This window comes from Embleya sp. NPDC050493, from assembly GCF_044458105.1.
Taxonomy (GTDB): Bacteria; Actinomycetota; Actinomycetes; order Streptomycetales; family Streptomycetaceae; genus Embleya.
Map to the genome: position 1 here is coordinate 216,831 of NZ_JBITHP010000005.1, position 22,002 is coordinate 238,832.

The 22,002-nt window shown below is 71.0% G+C and carries 14 protein-coding genes and 1 pseudogene; 12 read left to right on the top strand and 3 right to left on the bottom strand.

Features of this window, described 5'->3' with window-relative positions; translation table 11 throughout:
* Positions 1–147 precede the first annotated feature (147 nt).
* The gene (locus ACIBM5_RS13030) at positions 148–1,068 is read right to left on the bottom strand and encodes an alpha/beta fold hydrolase (protein ID WP_396006919.1); all 921 of its coding nucleotides are present in this window, start codon (positions 1,066–1,068) and stop codon (positions 148–150) included.
* 360 nt (positions 1,069–1,428) lie between these two features.
* Between ACIBM5_RS13030 and gatC the strand changes: the two genes are divergently transcribed.
* From gatC to ACIBM5_RS13060, 6 genes are all read left to right on the top strand, one after another.
* On the top strand, positions 1,429–1,725 hold the full coding sequence (gene gatC, locus ACIBM5_RS13035) for an Asp-tRNA(Asn)/Glu-tRNA(Gln) amidotransferase subunit GatC (protein ID WP_355535084.1): 297 nt from the start codon (positions 1,429–1,431) through the stop codon (positions 1,723–1,725).
* A gap of 5 nt (positions 1,726–1,730) precedes the next feature.
* On the top strand, positions 1,731–3,224 hold the full coding sequence (gene gatA / locus ACIBM5_RS13040) for an Asp-tRNA(Asn)/Glu-tRNA(Gln) amidotransferase subunit GatA (protein ID WP_396006920.1): 1,494 nt from the start codon (positions 1,731–1,733) through the stop codon (positions 3,222–3,224).
* 17 nt (positions 3,225–3,241) lie between these two features.
* A complete protein-coding gene (locus ACIBM5_RS13045; protein ID WP_020556325.1) occupies positions 3,242–3,478 on the top strand; it encodes a hypothetical protein in 237 nt (78 codons plus the stop codon).
* A 14-nt stretch (positions 3,479–3,492) separates the two neighbouring features.
* Positions 3,493–4,977: an Asp-tRNA(Asn)/Glu-tRNA(Gln) amidotransferase subunit GatB gene (gatB, locus tag ACIBM5_RS13050; RefSeq protein WP_396007098.1), complete on the top strand. Its 1,485-nt coding sequence runs from the start codon at positions 3,493–3,495 to the stop codon at positions 4,975–4,977.
* Positions 4,978–5,356: 379 nt separating this feature from the next.
* Positions 5,357–5,581 (top strand): hypothetical protein, encoded by a 225-nt coding sequence (locus ACIBM5_RS13055; protein ID WP_396006921.1) that lies wholly within the window; start codon positions 5,357–5,359, stop codon positions 5,579–5,581.
* A 101-nt stretch (positions 5,582–5,682) separates the two neighbouring features.
* Positions 5,683–8,628: a helix-turn-helix transcriptional regulator gene (locus ACIBM5_RS13060; RefSeq protein ID WP_396006922.1), complete on the top strand. Its 2,946-nt coding sequence runs from the start codon at positions 5,683–5,685 to the stop codon at positions 8,626–8,628.
* A gap of 17 nt (positions 8,629–8,645) precedes the next feature.
* Here ACIBM5_RS13060 and ACIBM5_RS13065 read toward each other — a convergent pair whose 3' ends face one another.
* Together ACIBM5_RS13065 and ACIBM5_RS13070 are read right to left on the bottom strand one after the other, a co-directional pair.
* Positions 8,646–10,478: a hypothetical protein gene (locus ACIBM5_RS13065; protein WP_396006923.1), complete on the bottom strand. Its 1,833-nt coding sequence runs from the start codon at positions 10,476–10,478 to the stop codon at positions 8,646–8,648.
* Between the two features lie 82 nt (positions 10,479–10,560).
* Positions 10,561–11,685, bottom strand: a complete 1,125-nt coding sequence (locus ACIBM5_RS13070) for a PQQ-dependent sugar dehydrogenase (RefSeq protein WP_396007099.1) — start codon at positions 11,683–11,685, stop codon at positions 10,561–10,563.
* Between the two features lie 127 nt (positions 11,686–11,812).
* Here ACIBM5_RS13070 and ACIBM5_RS13075 point away from each other — a divergent pair, with 127 nt between their 5' ends.
* From ACIBM5_RS13075 to ilvC, 6 genes and pseudogenes are all read left to right on the top strand, one after another.
* On the top strand, positions 11,813–12,784 hold the full coding sequence (locus tag ACIBM5_RS13075) for a 2-hydroxyacid dehydrogenase (protein ID WP_396006924.1): 972 nt from the start codon (positions 11,813–11,815) through the stop codon (positions 12,782–12,784).
* Between the two features lie 56 nt (positions 12,785–12,840).
* Positions 12,841–14,412, top strand: a complete 1,572-nt coding sequence (locus ACIBM5_RS13080; protein WP_396006926.1) for a DUF2079 domain-containing protein — start codon at positions 12,841–12,843, stop codon at positions 14,410–14,412.
* A 582-nt stretch (positions 14,413–14,994) separates the two neighbouring features.
* Positions 14,995–17,748, top strand: a complete 2,754-nt coding sequence (locus ACIBM5_RS13085) for a putative bifunctional diguanylate cyclase/phosphodiesterase (RefSeq protein WP_396006927.1) — start codon at positions 14,995–14,997, stop codon at positions 17,746–17,748.
* Positions 17,749–18,023: 275 nt separating this feature from the next.
* Positions 18,024–19,796: pseudogene (locus ACIBM5_RS13090) on the top strand (acetolactate synthase large subunit); the annotation flags it as partial.
* A gap of 42 nt (positions 19,797–19,838) precedes the next feature.
* Positions 19,839–20,366, top strand: coding sequence for an acetolactate synthase small subunit (ilvN, locus tag ACIBM5_RS13095; RefSeq protein WP_391581341.1), 528 nt, complete (start codon positions 19,839–19,841; stop codon positions 20,364–20,366).
* Between the two features lie 140 nt (positions 20,367–20,506).
* The gene (gene ilvC, locus ACIBM5_RS13100) at positions 20,507–21,505 is read left to right on the top strand and encodes a ketol-acid reductoisomerase (protein ID WP_396007100.1); all 999 of its coding nucleotides are present in this window, start codon (positions 20,507–20,509) and stop codon (positions 21,503–21,505) included.
* Positions 21,506–22,002 lie beyond the last annotated feature (497 nt).

The following is a 22,002-nucleotide window of genomic DNA, read 5'->3' on the forward strand; positions in this document are numbered from 1 at the left end:
GGCAACCTCAAGCGCCGACCGGGCCGAAAATCCGGCCCGGCCGGCGCTCGAGGCCGAGCAGCCCGTCCGGCGCTCGAGGACAGCGGGCCGCAGGCCGGCCCGCCCGAGGGCCTCGCCCGGTCGGCCGCACGGCTCGTGCGTACGGAGCTATGTCCCGAAGGCCAACCCCACGCTCCGACCTATCTCGCGCCGCTGAAGGTAGAAACAGGCCTTGTGCGGTTCCGCCCCATGCTCGCCGGTGTAACCACCCCGCAGCACCGGCCCGCCGTCCGCGGGGACCGGGAACATCCGCGACAGGGTGGGATCCGCGGCCACGAGGTCGTCGCGATCGGCCAGGTTCACCCAGTTCTCGACGAATGCCGGCGGCTGCGCGGGCTGCGGTCGCACCCACGAGTCGACGACGGTGTCCGGCCCGAGCGGCGACCCGAGCGTGATCAACAACGGCAGTGGTCTGCGCAGCCGGTGGGCGAGTTCGTACGCGACCACCGCACCGAGCGAATGCCCGATCACCACCTTGGTGTCGAAGCCGATCTCGGCACCGACCCGATCGAGCACCCGATTTCTGGTCTGATCATCCGTCAGGTATCGGGTCAGCTGGGTCAGCGCCTTGTTCACGAAGCCGCCGGCCGAGCCCGGCCCGTCGGCGGCGAACCAGCGCAGCCCGGCGAGCCCGCACGTGGGGGAGAGCACGACGGTGCGACCCGTCTCCCCCGGACCGCCCTCCAGGCGGGCTATCTCCCTTGCCGCGCGCTGCCGTTCCGGCGGAACCGAACCGCGGACCGCGGCACGATCCAGCCATTCGCGACCGATGCGCGCGGTCACCTCGTGCTGGATGGTCTCGTCGATCATCTCGCCCTGCGACGGGTGTCGGCGGAGCAGGTCACCGTAGAACGCCATCCGCGCGTCGATCCCGCGACGGGTGTGGCGGTACTTCCACAGACGATCCGCGACCTCGGGAAACCCCGCGGCCTTCACTCCCCGGGCCAGCCGTGGGACCCACTCCTCCTCGAGCGTGTGGGCCGACCTGTATTCCTGCGCGATCCCGTGTACCAGCACGATGGCGGCCATCGTGTCCCCTCCCAAGCCCCGAGTCCTTGACGAGCGCGCTCTCGGACGCCGGGCCCAAGAGTTGTGCGAAGGGCCGATCGACGCGGGGGGACGCAGACCGGAGAGTGGCTTCGCAAGGTTCTCTTACCCAGTCGGTAACGGAAGTTGGCATTTGAGTGAAGTTACTTCCGGGTTGTTCGACGAGATGTGCCATCCGGCCGGAAATATTCGCACCTGGGCGGCGGCGCGGTGCCGTCGCGAGGGCCGGCCAACCGTCCGCGGCCGGGCGCGGTGCGGACGGGTCGGTCCGTCACGGAATCCGTTCCGGCTTCGCAATAGACTTGGCGCCCACACCCGACGAAACCGAAGGAACCCGCCTGCATGCCTGGCATCACGCGCGAGGAGGTCGCCCACCTCGCCCGGCTGTCGCGGCTGGAGCTCGGGGCCGAGGAGCTTGATCACCTCGCCGCGCAGCTCGACGACATCATCGGCGCGGTCGCCCGCGTCGCCGAGGTCGCAGCCGACGACATCCCGCCGACCTCGCACCCGCTGCCGCTGACGAACGTCATGCGGCCGGACGTCATCCGCCCCGGGCTCACCCCCGAGGAGGCGCTGTCCGGTGCGCCGGCCGCCGAAGAGCAGCGTTTCCGGGTGCCCCGCATCCTGGGAGAGGAGTGACGGCCATGACCGAGACCATCCGCTGGACCGCGGCCGAGACCGCCTCCGCCATCGCCGACGGCAAGGTCACCGCCGTCGAGGTCACCCGGGCCCACCTGGACCGCATCGAGGCCGTCGACGCCAAGGTGCACGCCTTCCTGCACGTGGACGCGGACGGCGCGTTGGCCGCGGCCCAGGCCGTCGACGACGCCCGTGCGCGCGGCGACCGGCTCGGCCCGCTGGCCGGCGTACCGCTCGCGCTCAAGGACGTGTTCACCACCAAGGGCGTGCCGACCACCTGCGGGTCGAGGATGCTCGAAGGCTGGAAGCCGCCGTACGACGCGACACTGACCCGCCGGCTCAAGGACGCGGGCGTGGTCATCCTCGGCAAGACCAACATGGACGAGTTCGCCATGGGGTCCTCGACCGAGAACTCCGCCTACGGCCCGACCGGCAACCCGTGGGACCCGAGCCGGGTCCCGGGCGGCTCCGGCGGCGGCTCGGCCGCCGCCATCGCGTCCTTCCAGGCGCCGCTGGCGATCGGCACCGACACCGGCGGCTCGATCCGCCAGCCCGCCGCGCTCACCGGCACGGTCGGCGTCAAGCCCACCTACGGCGGCGTCTCCCGCTACGGCCTGGTCGCCTTCTCGTCCTCGCTCGACCAGGGCGGCCCGTGCGCACGTACGGTGCTCGACGCCGCACTCCTGCACGAGGCCATCGCCGGGCACGACCCGCTCGACTCGACCTCGATCGACGCCCCGGTGCCGAACGTGGTCGAGGCCGCGCGCAGCGGCAGCGTCAAGGGCCTGCGGATCGGCGTGGTCAAGGAGTTCGGCGGCGAGGGCTACCAGGCGGGCGTGCTGGCACGGTTCGCCGAGGCGGTCGAGTTGCTGCGCGAGCTGGGCGCCGAGATCGTCGAGATCTCCTGCCCGAACTTCACCTACGCGATGCCGGCGTACTACCTGATCGCGCCCTCGGAGGCGTCGTCCAACCTCGCCCGCTTCGACGCGATGCGCTACGGGCTGCGGGTCGGCGACGACGGCGAGCACTCGGCCGAGGAGGTCATGTCGCTGACCCGCGAGGCCGGCTTCGGCGCCGAGGTCAAGCGCCGGATCATGCTCGGCACCTACGCGCTGTCCTCGGGCTACTACGACGCGTACTACGGCCAGGCCCAGAAGGTCCGCACGCTCATCACGCGCGACTTCGAGGCCGCCTTCGGACAGGTGGACGTGCTGGTCTCGCCGACCACGCCGACCACCGCGTTCCCGATCGGGGAGCGCGCGGACGACCCGATGGCGATGTACCTCGCGGACCTGTGCACCATCCCGTCCAACCTCGCGGGCAACGCCGCGATGTCGCTGCCGTGCGGCCTCGCGGACGAGGACGGCCTGCCGGTCGGCCTGCAGATCATCGCGCCGGCCATGGCCGACGACCGGCTGTACCGGGTGGGTGCCGCCGTCGAGGCCGCCTACCTGTCCCGCTGGGGTGCCCCGCTGCTCGACCGCGCACCCGCGCTCTGACTTTTCGAGGAGTCGATATGGCCAAGAAGAAGAAAGCCCCCAAGAGCAACGTCGCCAAGGTCTTCAGCGTCGGCATGCAGTTGTTCGGCGCGATCGGTGTGCTCAAGCAGATCAAGGAGGCCCGCGGCAAGAACGACAAGCTGGAGCTGGCCGACGCGGTGATCAGCGCCGCCGCCGTGGTCACCGGCTTCGCGCTGCTGATCCGGGCGATGCGCGAGGTCGAGGAAGAGCTGACGGAGGCCGACGTCCTGTGAGTACCACCAGCCTGATGTCCTACGAGGACGCGCTGGAGACCTACGACCCGGTGATGGGCCTGGAGGTCCACGTCGAGCTGGGCACCGCGACCAAGATGTTCTGCGGCTGCTCGACCGAGTTCGGCGCGGAGCCCAACAGCCAGGTCTGCCCGACCTGTCTGGGCATGCCCGGTGCGCTGCCCGTGGTCAACGCGATCGCGGTCGAGTCGGCGATCCGGATCGGCCTCGCGCTCAACTGCAACATCGCCGAGTGGTGCCGCTTCGCCCGGAAGAACTACTTCTATCCGGACATGCCGAAGAACTTCCAGACCTCGCAGTACGACGAGCCGATCGCGTTCGACGGGTACCTCGACGTCCAGGTCGAGGGCAAGACCTGGCGGGTGGAGATCGAGCGCGCGCACATGGAGGAGGACACCGGCAAGTCGCTGCACATGGGCGGCGCGACCGGTCGCATCCACGGCGCGGACTACTCGCTGCTCGACTACAACCGGTGCGGCATCCCGCTGATCGAGATCGTCACCAAGCCGATCGAGGGCGCGGGCGAACTGGCCCCGCTGGTGGCGAAGGCGTACGTGGCCGAGCTGCGCGAGCTGATCCGCGCACTCGGGGTGTCCGAGGCCCGGATGGAACTCGGCCAGATGCGCTGCGACGCGAACCTGTCGCTGCGCCCCAAGGGCCGGGAGAAGTTCGGCACCCGCAGCGAGACCAAGAACGTCAACTCGCTGCGTTCGGTCGAGCGGGCCATCCGGTTCGAGATCCAGCGGCACGCCACCGTCCTGACCGACGGCGGCACCATCGTGCAGGAGACCCGGCACTTCCACGAGGAGGACGGCAGCACCACCGCCGGCCGGATCAAGGAAGAGGCCGAGGACTACCGCTACTTCCCGGAGCCCGACCTGGTGCCCGTCGCGCCCGCGCGCGAGTGGGTCGAGGAACTGCGCGCCACGCTGCCCGAGCTGCCGTCGCTGCGGCGTGCCCGACTCCAAGCCGAGTGGGGCGTCAACGACTTCGAGATGCAGTCGATGGTCAACGCCGGCGTGCTCGACGTGATCCTGGCCACGATCGATGCCGGGGCCGACGCGGACGCGGCGCGCAAGTGGTGGCTGGGCGAGCTGTCCCGGCGGGCCAACGAGCGCGGCGTCGAGGTGGCCACGCTGCCGATCACGGCGGCCCAGGTCGCCCGGGTGTCGGCGCTGGTCAAGAGCGGCGAGCTGAACGACAAGCTGGCCCGCCAGGTGATCGACGGCGTGCTCGCCGGCGAGGGGGAGCCGGACGCGGTGGTCGAGGCGCGCGGGCTCAAGGTCGTCTCCGACGACTCCGCGCTCGGCGCGGCCGTGGACGAGGCGATCGCGGCCAACGCGGGCATCGCCGACAAGATCCGCGGCGGCAAGGTGCAGGCGGTCGGGGCCCTGGTCGGCGCGGTCATGAAGACCACGCGCGGGCAGGCCGATGCGGCCCGGGTGCGCGAGCTGATCCTGGAGCGCCTGGGCGTGTCCTGACGAAGGACCGCTCGGTGGAACCGAGTGGGGCCCTCGGTCGCGATGCGACCGAGGGCCCTTCGTCGTCTCGGCCGTGTACGGGTCGGACGCGGGCCACGGGTAAGCCCTTCGCAGCCTTACGCAGTCCTGCGGACCCCTTGCGTAGGCCCGGCGTAGGCCCGGTATACGCCCACGAACCGGCACGACGCGATGTTCGACCGGGGTTCTCCTCAGGTCTGTTCGACCCCCTTATCGGGTTCTCCCGAGGCGCCTTAGATCGATCCGGGACGAGTCGAGCACCACGGATGCGGCATCCGACCGATGCCCGCAGGCCCCCTGGGACGCGAGGCTCGTACCACGAGCCGGAGCGACCGGCTCGGGTGACCAGGAGGTCGACACCATGTTGGAGTACGAACTGTTTCGGGCCCGTGAGCGCGAGCTGCGGGCGACCGCCGACCAGGACCGGGTGGTCCGCGAGGCGCTGCGGGCGGGCCGGGCCGCGGCCAAGGCGGCCCGGGTGGCCCGGCGCGAGGAGCGGCGAACCGGCCAAGGTGCCGGGGGGCTCAGTTCCGATCGCGGCCTGATCGGGTGGCGGGTATCCGGCCTGCACCAGCACGCGCGGTGAGCACGTGATGCCCGCCACGCTCGCCGAAACCCCTTGGTTGACCTGCGCAAACGGGTTTCGCCGGGGGTGAAAACCCCGGCTGCGAAGCGAAGGAACATGACATGCTCGGCACTGTGGCGAGTACTTCTGTTTCTCCCGTGTTCGTAGGCCGGTCATTGGAAATGGCGCGGTTCCTCACGGCTTTGCGCGACGCCGACGAGGGCACGCCGGGCGTCGTGCTCGTCGGGGGCGAGGCCGGCGTCGGCAAGACACGCCTGCTCCAGGAGTTCCTGGAGCGGGCCGAGGCACAGGGCGCGGTGACCGCCGTCGGCGGCTGTCTGGAGCTGGGCGCGGAGAGTCTGCCGTTCGCGCCGATCTCGGCGGCGCTGCGCACCCTGTCCCGCCGCCTGGGCCCCGAGCTGGCCGAGGCGGTCGCCGGGCGCGAGCGCGACCTCGCGTGGCTGCTGCCCGACCTGGCGCCGGGCACGATCGCGCGCGACGGCGAGTTCGACCGGGTCCGGCTGTTCGAGCTGATGCTCGGCCTGCTGGAGCGGCTCGGCGGCGACCGCACACTCGTGATCGCGATCGAGGACCTGCACTGGGCCGACTCGTCCACCCGCGAGCTGCTCGGCTTCCTGTTCCGGCTGCTGCGCACCGGCCGGATCCTGATCGTCGGAACGTATCGGGCGGACGCGGTCGGCCGGCGGCATCCGCTGCGATCCTTCCTGGCCGAGCTGGATCGGGTGCACAGTGTTTCCCGGATCGACCTGGCCCGACTCACCCGCTCCCAGGTGGGCGACCAGTTGCGCGGCATCCTGCGCGAGGAGCCGCCGCGCCGGCTGATCCGCCAGATCTTCCAGAAGTCCGAGGGGAACGCGTTCTTCGTCGAGGAACTCGCGTGCAGCATCCGGGACGGCCAACTCACCGGTATCTCGGACACGTTGCGCGATCTGCTGCTGATCCGGATCGAGGAGTTGTCCGAGGACACCCAGAAGGTGATCCGACTGGCGGCGATAGGCGGGGTCACCGTCGGCCACCGGCTGCTCACCGAGGTCTCCTGGCTGGAGCCGGATCGCCTGGAGGAGGCGCTGCGCACGGCGGTGTCCGCGCATGTGCTGGTGCCGGTCGGCGAGGAGTTCCAGTTCCGCCACGCGCTGGTGCGCACGGCGATCCGCGAGGACCTGATGCCGGGTGAGCGGGTCCGGCTCTACGCCACCTTCGCCGAGGCACTCGAACGCTGCCCGGACCTGGTCGCCGCCGACGAGCTGCGCGGTCGGATCGCGACCTATTGGTTCCACGCCGGCAAGGCGGTCAAGGCGCTGCCGGCGGTGCTCGCCGCAGCCGAGGCGGCACGTGAGCGGTATGCCTTCGACGAGCGCACCAGGCTGCTGGAGCGGGCGCTGCTGCTGTGGGAGCAGGTGCCCGATCCGGAACAGCTGAGCGGTCGGCGGTTGCTCGACATCTACATGGAGGCGGTCACCGCGGCCCGACTGGGCAGCGAGCGCGAGTTGGCCATCCACTTCTGCAAGCGCGCGATCGAACTGGTGGACCCGGTCGCCGAACCCGAGTTGGCCGCGTTCCTGTGGCGGGAGAAGGCCCGCAGCCTGCGCAACCTGTGCCGCTCGTCGGGCATGCCGGAGCTGCGCCGGGCACAGCAGATCCTGGAGGGCCTGCCGCCGTCGATGGAACAGGCCCGGGTGCTCGCGCACATCGCCCGGGACCGCATGCTCGACGGCGAGGGCGACGAGGCGATCGCCGAGGCCCTGCTCGCGCTGGATCAGGCGCGCACCGTGGACAGCCCCGACATCGAGGCGGAGGCGCGCAAGACGCTCGCGTGCAGCCTGGTGCAGATCGGCCGGATCGAGGAGGGGATGGCGCAACTCGCGCTGGCCGAGGAGAACGCGATCAGCAGCAGCGAGCCGGACAGCCTGGTGCACATCCTGAGCAACAAGGCGTCCTTGCTGGAGGGCCTGGGCCGACACCGGGAGAGCGCGGTGGCTGCGCGGCGCGCGATGGACATCGCCGCCGAGCGCGGACTCACCCGCACCTCGGGCTCGTTCGCGCTGGGCAACCTCGCCGAGTCGCTGCTCTCGGCCGGCGACTGGGCCGACCTGGAGACGCTGGTGGAGAAGACCCTCGACCTGGACCCCGGGCCGCAGACCACCCGCCACCTGGAACTGCAACTGGTCGACCTGTGCCTGGCCCGCGGCGACGTGCGAGGTGCGACCGCGCATCTCAAGCGCTCCCGACTGGCCGCCGGCTCGCGCTACGTCGAGGCGCAGTACGGGATCCCGCTGGCGCGTGCCGAGATCCGGGTGGCCGAGGCGCAGGGCCGGCTGGACGAGTCCCGCGAGGCGCTGATCGCGGCCCTGGAGGGGGTCGGCTGCCCGCCGGGCCACCAGCGCTACATGTGGCAACTGCTGGCGGACGCGGCGGCGAACGAGGCGGACGCGCGCACCTCGACCGTGCGTCCGCGCGAGTCCGAGCTGAAGACCCGCCAGGACATCGCCGACCGGATCGCGGCCATGGCCGATTCGCTCGCGGTGGACTGCGCGCTGGACGCGGCGTACGAATCGCTGGTCAAGGCCGAGCTCGCTCGGGCGGCCGGCACCGACGACGCCGAGCTGTGGGGGCGGGTCGTCTGCGCCTGGGAGCTGACCGAGCAGCCGTACCGCACGGCCTGGGCCCGATTCCGGCACGCGGAGACGCTCCTGGCCGCCGGCGACCGCGACGCCGCCGCGGCTCCGCTGGCCGCCGCCGCGGAGGTGGCCGTCCTCCTGGACGCCAAGACCCTGCGCGAACTCATCGACCTGCTCACCCGCCGCGCCCGGATGGCCCCCACCGCCCAGGGCGACACCGGCACGCCGCTGCCGACCCTGACGCCGCGTGAGATCGATGTGCTGCGGCTCGTGGCCGACGGCCGCAGCAACCGACAGATCGCCGAGGAGCTGTACATCAGCGTCAAGACCGCCAGCGTCCACGTGTCCAACATCCTGGCCAAACTGGAGGTGACCGGTCGCGGCGAAGCCGCAGCGGTGGCCCACCGGTTGCACCTGGTCGACGGCTGACCCGAGGCCGGAGCGCGCTACCCCGCCGCGGCGCAGGACAGGTCGGCGAGTTCGCCGAGGGTGCCCTCGAAGTCGGCGGCCAGCCCGGCCAGGACGACCCACGCCTCCGGATTCGCGCCGATCCGCTTCGCGAGTCGGGCGAGCGCCGGACGCGGGTTGCCCGGGGCCCACTGATAGGCGTCGATCGAGACCAGCGCCTCGAACGCGTGCCGGGCCGGGCGCGCGTGCCGGACGACCTCCTCGGTGTCCAACTCGCCCGCGGTGACCGCGGCGGTGAGCCAGGAGTGCCACTGGTCCAGGGGTGTATCGCGGATGCGGTCGATGGGCGGCCGGCGATGTTCGGGTATGGGCGGTTCGGCGCGCGGCCCCCGATCCCAGCGGGCCCGCAACTCGCGCAGCGGCGTGGGGTCGTCGGTGGCCAACGCGGCCCGGGCCGTGCTGCGGATCCGGTCCGGGAACAGCGCGCCGTGCCGGTCGAGGATGTCGCCGGTCACGCTCGGATCGGCCCGCTCCCACAGGCTCAGCACGATGTCGATCCAGTCGATCCGGCGCAGCTTGCGCGCCTCGCACCGCGGCAGCGCGTGGTCCACCAGCGCCGGGTCGCCGGACAGCGCGTACGCCTCGGGCTCGCTCCCGAAGGGGGGTTCCGCGATCAACTTGGCCCGCAGGTCCGGGTGCATCGGGACGCGGGGCCGGTCGGCCCGCCGGCCGGCGTAGATCTCGCGCCGCAACTCGGCGGTGACGCCGGAGCGGTTGTCCACCAGGAGGCCGTCCAGGTGGTCGTCGCCGAGGTCCTTGAGTCGGTTGGCGTAGTGCCGCCCGATGCTCTGGTGTTGGGCGAGCGCTTCGAGCAGCGCGGGGTGTCCGCAACGCAGCGCCGCCTCGGCGACGTTGGGCAGCGGCGGCACGTTGCCCGGGAGCAGTGCGGCGGCCGCCGCGTGGTCGAGATGCGGGATGAGGGCGGTCAGTTCGTCGGTGTTCAGCCGGCGGAGCAGGAAGACCACGGACGGCCGGACGGCGGCGGGCACCTCGATCGCGGCCTCGCCCCGGTGCGCCGAGGCGGCGGCGAACAACTCCGGCAGCGTGCCGGTGAAGCGGCCGAGTGTGCGGGCCAGGTGCGCCCATGCGGCCGGATTCGCGCCGAGGGTGGTCACGATGCCGGGTCTGAGCAACTCGTGGATCGTCACCTCGCCGGTGACGTAGGAGTGTTCCCGCGAGACCACCGCGAGCACCTGGGCGGCGACGCGCGCAGGCCGCATCCGGACCAGGATCTCGCGCGGCGCCAGCACCCCGGCCCGCAGCGCGGGACCCACCTGGTCGAGCGCCTCGGTCCGGGTCACCGGCGCATCCGGGGTGTGCAGCACGCCTGCGGGTCCGCCCCGGCGGGCGGTGTGCGCCAGCACGGGATGCGCGCGCAGCAGCGCGAGCGCCCGCTCGGCGGCGACTCCCGGCCGGCGCAGCTCCCGTCGCCCTCGGTCGAGGGCGTGGTCCGCCTCGCCGGCGGCACCCTCGGGAGGGGTGGCCCCGGCTTCCGCATCCCCGGCTCCCGCATTCCCCGCGTTCGCGTCCGGGGCGTCCGCGTCCGGGGGGAAGGCCCCGGCCACCACCGGGTCGCCGCCGGCCTCGATCAACAAGCACAGCTGACTCGACGTCAGTCGCGGATTGGCGGCGGCCCGAACGAGGGCCTCGGCACCGCCGTGGACGGCGAGCGCCTCGACCAGGGCGTCCGACACGCGCATCTCGTCCGCGACCGTCGCGTGGATCCCGCGCAATCCCGCCAACCGTACGAACACGCGCTCCACGTCGGCATCGGAAAGCTCGCTGAGCACCAACAGCAGGCCCTTGTTCATGAATCCCCTCCCTCGGGCCCCACGCTAACGTCCGCCTCGGACGTCGTCCGAACCGGACGGGAACCGGCGCCCGCGCCGGAACTCAGCCCGATACCAGGCGCAGGATCCGGTCGTCCCCCTTGCGCGGCGTCCCCCGGCCGTCGGTGTTGTTGGTGACCAGCCACAGTTCGCCCGAGCCGACGGTCACGACCGCGCGCAGCCGGCCGTACCGGCCCTGGAACAGGGCCCTGGGTTCGCTCACGGTGGAGCCGACGATCGGGGCCTGCCACAGGCGTTCGCCCTTGAGGCCGGCCAGGTACACCACGTCGCCCAGGATCGCGATGCCGCTCGGCGAGGCGTCGTCGGTGGCCCACTGGGCGACCGGGTTCATGTACTCGGGGTTGTCGCTGCTGCCTTCGACCGCCGGCCAGCCGTAGTTGGCGCCGGAGCGGATCAGGTTCAGCTCGTCCCAGGTGTCCTGGCCGAACTCGCTCGCCCACAATCGCCCCGTCGAATCCCACGCCAGGCCCTGGACGTTGCGGTGGCCCAGGCTCCACACCGGGGAGTTCGGGAACGGATTGCCGGGCGCCGGGCGGCCATCGGGGGTGAGCCGCAGGATCTTGCCGCCGAGCGAGGACCTGTCCTGGGCCGACGGCTTCTGCCCGGCCTCGCCGGTGCCCGCGTACAACATGCCGTCCGGGCCGAACGCGATCCGGCCGCCGTTGTGGTTCGAGCCCGCCGGGATCCCGGCGAGCAGCACCTCGGGTTGTCCCAGCGGTTGCCCCGGCACATAGGTCATCCGCACGATCCGGTTGTCCTGCGCCGTGGTGAGGTACGCGTACAGGAAGTGGTCGGTCGCGAACGTCGGCGACACCGCGATCCCGAGCAGGCCACCCTCCCCGCGATGCACCGAACCCGGCACCGTGCCGACCACCACCGGCGGCACGGTGCCCGGGCCGAGGCGGGTGATCGTGCCCGTGTCGCGCGAGGACACCAGTGCGTCCCGATCCGGCAGCAGCGCCACGCCCCAGGGGGTGTTCAGGTCCCGGGCGATCTCGCCGGCGACGACCGGCTCGACGACCCCGGTCGCGGTCGGCCCCGCCGGCACGTTCGGCGGCTGCGTCGCGGCCACCGGCGCGGTGGGCCGGGGCGTGGCCTTGCCGGACGACGAGTCGTCGTCGGAACTGCACGCGGCGAGTCCGGCAGCCAGCGCGACGGCGAGCACCAGGGAGGGCCAACGGGGCTTCGGACGATGTGCGCGCACCGGAGAACACCACCTTTCGGAGATCTCTCGACCATAGGCCGTGTCCGAGCCCGCGAAAGCGGAGCCCGGCACGACATTTAGAGTTCCTGTCATGGTCACCGAAGGCAGGATCTGGGTCCCGTACACCCTGGAGCAACTCGCCCCGCTCCCCGGCGGACTCGGCGACGGCTCGATCGTCGACGTCTACGACGGCTTCGGCGTCCCGGTTCCGGACACCGCCGCCGACGTGGAGTTCTACGTCCTGCCCTACACGTTCGACCGTGTGCCGTTGACCCGGATCGCGGAGATGCCCCGGCTCCGGGTGATCCAGGCCCTGACCGCCGGCTACGAACACGTACTGCCCCACCTGCCGCCCGGCGTGGTGCTGTGCAACGGCCGCGGCATCCACGAGACGAGCACCGCCGAACTCGCGCTCGCCCTCACCCTCGCCGCGCTGCGCGACATCCCGACGTTCGTCCGCGGCCAGGACGCGGGGGAGTGGCGGTCCGGGTTCTATCCCGCGCTGGCCGACAAGCGGGTGCTGATCGTCGGATACGGGGCGATCGGCGAGGCGGTGGACCGCCGGCTCCAGGGCTTCGAGGTGGACGTGGTCCGGGTCGCCCGCAGCGCCCGTTCCGGGCCGCACGGACCGATCCGGGCGATGGCCGACCTGCCCGGGTTGCTCCCGCACGCGGATGTGGTGATCCTCACCGTCCCGCTCACCGAGGACACCCGCGGCCTCGTCGACGCCGACTTCCTGGCCCGGCTGCCGGACGGCGCGCTCGTGGTCAACGTCGCACGCGGACCGGTCGTGGACACCGACGCACTGCTCGCCGAACTGCGCGCGGGCCGGCTGCGCGCGGCGCTGGACGTCACCGATCCCGAGCCGCTGCCGGCCGACCACCCGCTGCGCTTCGCACCCGGTGTGTTGATCAGCCCGCACGTCGGCGGCAGCTCGTCCGCCTTCCTGCCGCGCGCCCTGCGACTGATTCGCGAGCAGCTCGCACGCTGGTCCGAAGGAGTGACTCCGGCGAACATCGTGCGTGATCGAGCAACCAAAACCGCCCGGTCGCGCTCTGCTTGAGGACAGGGCCGACACCGGTACGGTGTGCCCGCGCACGCCGACCCGGACGGAGAGACATGGAAGACAGGGGGACGGCGCACGGCGCTGTTCACGAGCGGTTCGAGGCATCGGGCAGCGCCGAGGCGGTCGGGGCCCCGGCCGCCTCGCGGGTCGTCGAACCGGCGGTGGTCGCCCCCCGAACGGGTGAACACGACCGCAAGCTGCGCACGGTGGTCGAGCGGGCCCGACGACGGATCGGCCCCGGCGCGCTGCCGTACCTGCTCGCCGCATGCTTCTTCCTGATCTACGCCGCGCACTCCCTACTGCGGCATCGCCGGATGGAGACGCACGCCTACGACCTGGGCCTGTTCGAACAGGTGGTCAAGGCGTACTCGAACTTCGAGGCGCCGGTGTCGGACATCCGGGGGCCGGACTTCAACGTGCTCGGCGAGCACTTCCACCCGATCCTGGCGCTGCTCGGCCCGATCTACCGGATCTTTCCCGGCCCGAGCACCCTGCTGGTCGCGCAGGCATTCCTGATCGCCGCCTCGGTGGTACCGATCACCCGGATCGCCGCACGCGCCTTCGGCACGCTCGGCGCCGCCGGGCTCGGCATCGCGTACGGGCTGTCCTGGGGCATCCAGTCGGCCGTCTCGTTCGACTTCCACGAGATCGCGTTCGCGGTACCGCTGCTGGCCTTCGGCCTTGACCGATTCCTGCTCGGCCGGTATCCGCAGGCGCTGGCCTGGTGGTTGCCGCTGATCCTGGTCAAGGAGGACCTCGGACTCACGCTGGCCGCCGCGGCCGTGCCGCTGGTGCTGGTGCGCCGCTGGAAACTGGCCGCCGTGCACGTGCTGATCGGGGTCTCCGCGTTCGCGCTGGCGATCTTCGTGTTGCTGCCGGCGATGAACCCGAACGACACGTACGCGTTCTGGGGCAACCTCGACTCGTCCCAGCGCTCCGGCAACGCGGATCCCAAGACGTCGCTGAGCCAGGTGCCGATCGCCGAGCTGGTCGTCGAACTGCCCAAGTCGATGGTGTTGCCCAGTGCGAAGTGGATGACGCTGTTCACCCTGCTGCTGCCCACCGGGTTCATCGCGCTGCGCTCGCCGATCCTGGCGATGATCGTGCCGACGATGTTGTGGCGGTTCACCTCCAGCAACGAGTTCTACTGGGGCACCTACTTCCACTACAGCGCGGTGCTGATGCCGATCGTGTTCGCTGCCTTCGTGGACGGCGTGGTCGGGTTGCGCGCGTCGCGGGTGGACTGGTTGCGTCGGTACGCGGCCAAGGCCGCCATCGTCCCGCTCGCGGTGTCGCTGGCGTTCGCGCGCGACTTCCCGCTGATGGACCTGCTGCACAAGCGCACCTGGATGGTCCAGGACCGGGTGCACTCGGCGCACAAGGTGCTCGACCGGGTCCCGGACGACGCGACGGTGTCGGCCACGATGAGCTTCTCGCCGCAACTGGTCGCGCGGGCGGGACGGGTGACCGACTTCCCGACCATCCTGCCCGGCCCCGGTTACGCGGCGATCGAGGTGTGGGGCGACAACAAGGACTGGGCGCGCTACTGGATCGCGCATCTGATCGGGCAGGGCTTCACCCAGGTCGCCCGCGAACCGGGCGCGGTCCTGCTCAAGCGCGACTGATCCCGGACGCCCGTCCGCAGCCCTTCCCGAGCGACCCGCCCGCTCCCCTCCGCGCCGCTTCCGCGCTCGGCCGTCCGAGTTCTTCGGGTCCCTTCCACTCGCCGCGGCCGGGTCGGGCATGCGTCGCCGGGTGCCGCCCGGCCCGCCCCGCCGAGTCTCCCGAATGCGCCCGCCGAGGCCCCGGCGGGGCTCCCGAATGCCTCCGAGCCTGCCGTGAGGCTGCCCGACGACCGCTGAAACTCCCAGATTTGCCCTGATCAGGGCCCCTTTTTCCGCCCCGTGTCGGGAGTTTGTCACAAATGCGCGGGAAGGGACTCCCATGCAAGGCATGATTAGTTACTCTGTGTTGAGTAAGACAAGCTCACAGTGACGGGTTGGTGTATCGTCCGAGTCGTGGGGCGTTGAGAGACGTGCACGGTCGGGTGTTGCACCCCCGTCGCGCCGGGCGCCGACCGCCCCGCCTCACGGCTGGGGTGTGAGGGCCGGTGCAGTGCCATGAAGCGTCGTGAAGGCGACTTCGGGCAGAGGGGAGTGCGAAATGCCGGGGGACCACTGCCGGAGTGGCCGAGCCATGACGACCCGGTGCGGCTGCTGATCTTGGCCGACACCCCTACCCAGCGGCAGCTGAAGTACCTGATCGTGCCGCTGTGTCTCGTGTATGCGATCGGTGCGCTCCAGGGCTGGGGCAATCCGACGCTGTCGCTTGCGATGGGCGACTTCGGCCTGGCGGCCGCGGCCGCCGTGGCGGCCGTCTCGTGCGCGCTCAAATCCGTGCACGAATCCGGACGGGCCCGGTTGTCCTGGGCGCTGTTCGCCTTCTCGGCCACGATGGTCTCGCTCGGCAACGGGATCTGGGGCTGGTACGAGGTCGTCCTCGACGTCCCGGTGCCCACGCCCGGTCCCACCGACGTGATCTTCCTGCTGTTCGCGCCGCCCACCATCGTCGGCCTGGTCCTGGTGGCCCAGCGTCCGCGGGGCATCGCGGCGTGGACCTGCATGGCGCTGGACGGCTGGCTGATCGCGGGCTCGCTGTTCACGCTCGGGTGGAGTCTCGCGCTGGCCCGCAATACCAACGGGGACCGCTCGGACATCATCAAGATCGTGCTCACCCTCGCCTACCCGGTGCTCGACATCCTGATGATCAGCATGGTCCTCGGCTTGCGTTTTCGGGCCGGTTCGGGAGATCGCGCGGCACTGAATCTGGCGCTGGTCGGCCTCGCGGTCACCGTGATGAGCGACGCGTTGTGGACCACACCCGGGTTGAACAGCGGATATCGCTCCGGCGGCCTGCTGGACGCGGGCTGGTTCGCGGGCAGTCTGCTGCTCGCCATCGCGCCGTGGACCGGCGAGCGGGTCGAGGCGCACGAGCGACCGCGGCACCGCACCATCTCGATGTTGTCCGCGCTCACCCCCTACATCGCCGCCGCCGTGTGTACCGCGGGCGTGCTCGGCGGCGCGGTGGCCGGGCACGCCCCGGACAAGGTGGTGCTCGGGGTCGGCGCGACCGTACTGGTCACGCTGGTGCTGCGGCAGGGCATCACGCTCGTCGACAACGTCTTCATGGCCCAGGAACTGTCCGCCAAGGAAAGCCACTTCCGGTCCCTGGTGCAGGGCTCCAGCGATGTGATCATGATCGCGGCCGGCGACGGCGTGCTCCAGTACGTCAGCCACGCGGTGCGCCGGGTGTACGGCTTCGAGCCGGAGGAGTTGGTCGGCACCCGGCTGGAACTGCTCATCCATCCCGAGGAGAGCGCACGTGTACAACGCGAGCTACGCGCGTTCTTGGACGGTGCGGTGCCGGCGGGCGGGGCGGACACCGCGATGGTGCGGGTGGAGTGCCGGATCCGCTCGGCCGGCGGCACGTGGCTGCACACCGAATCCGCGGTCAACCGCTACGGCGACGGGCTGATCTTCAACAGCCGCGACGTCACCGACCGGATCAAGCTGCAGACCCAGCTGGAGCACGACGCCTTCCACGATCGGCTCACCGACCTGCCCAATCGGGCCCTGTTCGAGGACCGGATCCAGCACGCGCTGGCCCAGCGGCGCGGGATCACCCCCACGATCGCGGTGTTGTTCGTGGACCTGGACGGGTTCAAGGCGGTCAACGACAACTACGGGCACACCGCGGGCGACGAACTGCTCGTGCAGGCGGCGCGCCGGCTCGAACACGCGGTCCGGATCGGCGACACCGTGGCCCGGTTCGGCGGCGACGAATTCGCCGCACTCCTGGTCGGCGACCCCAGCCCGCGCGCGATCCGGGAGATCGCCGAGCGGTTGTTGACCACGCTGTCCGCGCCGTATCGGATCGCGGACGGCGAGGTGCGGGTCGCGGCCAGCATCGGCATCGCCTTCTCCGCGCCCGGGATCGCCCCGGCCGAGCTGATGCGGCACGCGGACGCCGCGATGTATCGGGCCAAGGACGGCGGCAAGGGCCGGGTCGAGGTCTACACCCCGGACATGGACGCGGACGTGGAGCGCCGCGCGGCCCGGGCCGCGGGCCTGCGCCGGATGGACCGGGACGGGCGTCTGGCCGTCTCGTACCAGCCGGTGGTGGACCTGGACACGGGCCGGGTGCGCGACGTGGAGGCCGCGCTGTGCCGGGCCGAGGACGGCGTGGTACCCGGCCGGGTGGACCAGGTGCGGCTGACCGCGGGCGCCGAGGGCCGCCTCTCGCCGGTGGGCCGCAGGCTGCTGGAGGAGAGCGCGCTGGCCGCCGCGACCTGGCGCGCGGCCGGCCACGACATCGGGGTCACGGTCGGCCTGGCCGCACGCCAGCTCACCGGGCCGGGCTTCCTGGACGTGCTGGAGGAGACGCTGCACAGGGCCGACCTGCCCGCCGCGGCGCTCACCCTGGAGATCACCGACAACGTGCTGCCGGACGGCGACGAACTGCTGCTCGGCCGGATCGCGGTGCTGCGCCGACTGGGCGTGCGGTTGTCGCTGGACGACTTCGGCACCGGGCACTCCTCGCTCACGTACCTGCGCCGGCTGCCGGTGGACGCGCTCAAGATCGACCGTTCGTTCGTGGCCGAGGTCGGCACGTGTCCACATCTGACCGTGCTCACCTCGACCATCGTCCGGCTCGGGCTGGATTCCGGGCTGACCCTGGTGGCGGCCGGCATCGACAGCCACGCGCAGGTGGACATACTCCGGGAGATGGGATGTCAGCGCGGGCAGGGCAGTTGGTTCCATCCGGCGGTGTCCGGGGATGCGATCTTCGACGTGCTCGGTCAGATGCCGCTGGGCAACAGCGCGGTCCGCGGCCCGCGGCCCGAGCCGCTCCCGGAGGCCCGTCCGGCCGTGCCGGTCCAGGTGCCCAGACCGCAGATGTGACGGGTCGCACGCCGATCCGAGGGCCGGCCGAAACCATGACGGCCCGTCAGTCCTGGACAAAGGATCCCGAATACTGAGACGCGTGAAGAGTCGGCTTGACACGTACACGGGCGCGGAGGGAGAGTCGCGGGCATGCAGACCCGCATCCTCGTACTTGAGAAGCGCGTGCACTGACCACCGAGTCGGTTCGCGCGCCCCCTCCGCTTGCCTAACGGCACGGGGGGTTTTTTGTTGCAGTCCGACGGGTCCGGGCCTCGCGCCCCACTCGATATGCCGACTTCAGATCGAGAAGAGACGAAAGCATGACCGATCAGGTGACAGGAGCCCAAGCGCTGATCCGCTCCCTGGAAGCCGCAGGGGTGGACACGGTCTTCGGCATTCCCGGGGGCGCGATTCTTCCCGCCTACGATCCGATGATGGACTCGACGAAGGTGCGCCACATCCTCGTCCGGCACGAGCAGGGCGCGGGTCACGCCGCGGAGGGATACGCGCAGGCCACCGGCAAGGTCGGGGTGTGCATGGCCACGTCCGGCCCGGGCGCGACCAACCTGGTGACGCCGATCGCCGACGCGCACATGGACTCGGTGCCGATCGTCGCGATCACCGGCCAGGTGGCCAGTGCCGCGATCGGCACGGACGCCTTCCAGGAGGCGGACATCTGCGGCATCACGATGCCGATCACCAAGCACAACTTCCTGGTCACCGACCCGGCCGAGATCGCGCCCACGATCGCCGCGGCGTTCCACATCGCCGCCACCGGCCGGCCCGGCCCGGTCCTGGTGGACATCTCCAAGGACGCGCTCCAGGCGACCACCGAGTTCATCTGGAACGGCACCCCCGAACTGCCCGGCTACCGCCCCGTCACCCGGCCGCACGCGAAGCAGATCCGCGAGGCCGCCCGGCTGCTCAGCGAGGCCAAGCGTCCGGTCCTGTACGTCGGCGGCGGGGTGCTCAAGGCGCACGCGTCGGCCGAGCTGAAGATCCTCGCCGAGCTGACCGGCGCTCCGGTGGTCACCACGCTGATGGCGCTCGGCGCGTTCCCGGACAGCCACCCGCAACACCTGGGCATGCCGGGCATGCACGGCACGGTGGCCGCGGTCACCGCGCTGCAGAAGTCGGACCTGATCTTCGCGCTGGGCGCCCGCTTCGACGACCGGGTCACCGGCAAGCTGGACACCTTCGCGCCGCACGCCAAGATCGTGCACGCGGACATCGACCCCGCCGAGATCTCCAAGAACCGCATCGCGGACGTGCCGATCGTCGGCGACGCCCGCGAGGTGATCGCCGACCTGGTGGTCGCGGTCCAGGCCGAGCACGAGGCCGGCCGGTTCGGCGACTACCAGGAGTGGTGGACCGCGCTCAACCGTTGGCGCGACACCTACCCGCTGGGCTACGACGTGCCGGCGGACGGCTCGCTGTCGCCGCAACTGGTGATCGAGCGGCTCGGCGCGATCTCGGGCCCGGACACGATCTTCGCCTCCGGCGTGGGTCAGCACCAGATGTGGGCCTCGCAGTTCATCCGCTACGAGAAGCCCTACACCTGGCTCAACTCCGGCGGCGCCGGGACGATGGGCTACTCGGTGCCGGCCGCGATGGGCGCCAAGGCCGGCATGCCGGACACCACGGTGTGGGCGATCGACGGCGACGGCTGTTTCCAGATGACCAATCAGGAACTGGTCACCTGCGCGGTCAACGACATCCCGATCAAGGTCGCCATCATCAACAACGGCACCCTGGGCATGGTCCGCCAGTGGCAGACGCTCTTCTACAACGAGCGCTACTCCAACACCGACCTGCAGAGCCGCCGGCTGCCGGACTTCGTCAAGCTCGCCGAGGCGATGGGCTGCGTCGGGCTGCGCTGCGAGAGCCCGGACCAGCTGGACGAGATCATCCACAAGGCGATGTCGATCAACGACGCGCCCGTGGTCATCGACTTCGTCGTGCACCAGGACGCGATGGTGTGGCCGATGGTCGCGGCGGGCTCGTCCAACGACGAGGTGATGGCCGCGCGCGACGTGCGTCCCGACTTCGGCGACTCGGACGACTGACAGGCCGACAGGGCATCAGGAAGGCATAGGAGTCCAGCGATCATGTCCAAGCACACCCTCTCGGTCCTCGTCGAGAACAAGCCCGGTGTCCTCGCCCGGATCACCGCACTGTTCTCGCGTCGGGGCTTCAACATCGACTCGCTCGCCGTCGGCACCACCGAACATCCGGACATCTCGCGGATCACCATCGTGGTCAGCGTGGTCGAGGAACTGCCGCTGGAGCAGGTGACCAAGCAGCTGAACAAGCTGGTCAACGTGCTCAAGATCGTCGAGCTCGACCCGCCCGCGTCGGTGCAGCGCCAACTGCTGCTGGTCAAGGTGCGCGCCGATCACGAGACGCGGTCCCAGGTGGTCGAGATCGTCCAGCTCTTCCGCGCCAAGACGGTCGACGTCTCGCCGGAGGCGGTCACCATCGAGGCCACCGGCGGCCCCGACAAGCTGGCCGCGATGCTCCGCATGTTGGAGCCGTTCGGGGTCAAGGAACTCGTCCAGTCCGGCGTCGTGGCGATCGGCCGCGGCGGCCGCTCGATCACCGACCGTTCGCTGCGGTCGGTCGAGCGCTCGGCCTGACGGATATGTCCGGACCTCGGTCCTGACGGACCGTCACGGTCCACATTTCAAACCAGCGGCACGCGCCGCGCTCGTGATTTGCGAAGATGACGAGCGGGGCGTGGCCCCTGAAACACCCTGTCTTGAAGGAGAACCCCGAAGTGGCCGAGCTGTTCTACGACGACGACGCCGACCTGTCCATCATCCAGAACCGCAAGGTCGCGGTGCTCGGCTACGGCAGCCAGGGCCACGCCCACGCGCTGTCGCTGCGGGACTCCGGCGTCGACGTGCGGGTCGGTCTGCTGGAGGGCTCGAAGAGCCGCGCCAAGGCCGAGGAGGCCGGCCTGCGGGTCGTCACTCCCGCCGAGGCCGCGGCCGAGGCCAGTGTCATCATGATCCTCACCCCGGACCCGGTCCAGGCGAAGGTCTACGCCGAGGCCGTGGAGCCGAACCTGAAGGACGGCGACGCGCTGTTCTTCGGACACGGCTTCAACATCCGGTTCGGCTTCATCAAGCCGCCGGCCAACGTCGACGTGTGCATGGTCGCGCCCAAGGGCCCGGGTCACCTGGTCCGCCGGCAGTACGAAGAGGGTCGCGGCGTGCCGTGCATCGTCGCGGTCGAGCAGGACGCGTCGGGCCAGGGCCTGGCGCTCGCGCTCTCCTACGCGAAGGGCATCGGCGGCACCCGCGCCGGCGTCATCAAGACCACCTTCACCGAGGAGACCGAGACCGACCTGTTCGGTGAGCAGGCCGTGCTCTGCGGCGGCGCCTCGGCGCTGGTCAAGGCGGGCTTCGAGACCCTGGTCGAGGCCGGCTACCAGCCGGAGATCGCCTACTTCGAGTGCATGCACGAGCTCAAGCTCATCGTCGACCTCATGTACGAGGGCGGCCTGGAGAAGATGCGCTGGTCCATCTCGGAGACCGCCGAGTGGGGCGACTACATCACCGGCCCGCGGATCATCACGGCCGACACCAAGGCCGAGATGAAGAAGGTGCTCGCCGAGATCCAGGACGGTTCGTTCGCGACCGCGTGGATGGCGGAGTACGAGGCGGGTCTGCCCAAGTACAAGGAGTACGTGAAGGCGGACTCCGAGCACAAGCTGGAGACCACCGGCAAGGAACTCCGCAAGATGATGAGCTGGGTGACCAACGAGGCCTGATCCTCGACGAGTTGCCCGCCCCTCAGGCGGTGTGAGTGCCCCGGACCGAATCGGTCCGGGGCACTTTTTCAACGGGCCCGGGTGGCGGAAGCGGCGTCGCTTTGCCGTTCGCGACCCGATGCGTTGCCCTGCCGCCTTTTCGACCCGGCCCACTGCCCCACCTCGCGCCGGGTCTCGCGCAACCTTGCCTCCGTGGTGGGCGTGTGGACCGTACCGGACGTGTCATGCGGGTCGGGTCGGGGAGTGGTGGGGGGCGTTCGGCGATGGGGGATGAGGAGGTGCTTGCCGGTGCGTTCGGTGCGTTCGAACGTGACGTCGGTCGCGTTCTCGGTGGGCGGTCGGGTGCCGGGGGGATGCCGATTCGGGTGGTGATCGCTCGGCGTCGGCGGCGGCGTGGCCTGGTCGGGGTCGGGTTCGCGCTCTTGCCGGCGCTGTTCGCGGCCTATCGCTTGGCCGCCGGCCGGAACCGATCACCCGGTCGTGTGCGTGGGTGGGGG

Coding starts and splice junctions, on each gene's coding strand:
- ACIBM5_RS13030 (WP_396006919.1), bottom strand. CDS start 1,068: ATGGCCGCCATCGTGCTGGTACACGGGATCGCGCAGGAATACAGGTCG.
- gatC (WP_355535084.1), top strand. CDS start 1,429: ATGCCTGGCATCACGCGCGAGGAGGTCGCCCACCTCGCCCGGCTGTCG.
- gatA (WP_396006920.1), top strand. CDS start 1,731: ATGACCGAGACCATCCGCTGGACCGCGGCCGAGACCGCCTCCGCCATC.
- ACIBM5_RS13045 (WP_020556325.1), top strand. CDS start 3,242: ATGGCCAAGAAGAAGAAAGCCCCCAAGAGCAACGTCGCCAAGGTCTTC.
- gatB (WP_396007098.1), top strand. CDS start 3,493: ATGTCCTACGAGGACGCGCTGGAGACCTACGACCCGGTGATGGGCCTG.
- ACIBM5_RS13055 (WP_396006921.1), top strand. CDS start 5,357: ATGTTGGAGTACGAACTGTTTCGGGCCCGTGAGCGCGAGCTGCGGGCG.
- ACIBM5_RS13060 (WP_396006922.1), top strand. CDS start 5,683: ATGCTCGGCACTGTGGCGAGTACTTCTGTTTCTCCCGTGTTCGTAGGC.
- ACIBM5_RS13065 (WP_396006923.1), bottom strand. CDS start 10,478: ATGAACAAGGGCCTGCTGTTGGTGCTCAGCGAGCTTTCCGATGCCGAC.
- ACIBM5_RS13075 (WP_396006924.1), top strand. CDS start 11,813: ATGGTCACCGAAGGCAGGATCTGGGTCCCGTACACCCTGGAGCAACTC.
- ACIBM5_RS13080 (WP_396006926.1), top strand. CDS start 12,841: ATGGAAGACAGGGGGACGGCGCACGGCGCTGTTCACGAGCGGTTCGAG.
- ilvN (WP_391581341.1), top strand. CDS start 19,839: ATGTCCAAGCACACCCTCTCGGTCCTCGTCGAGAACAAGCCCGGTGTC.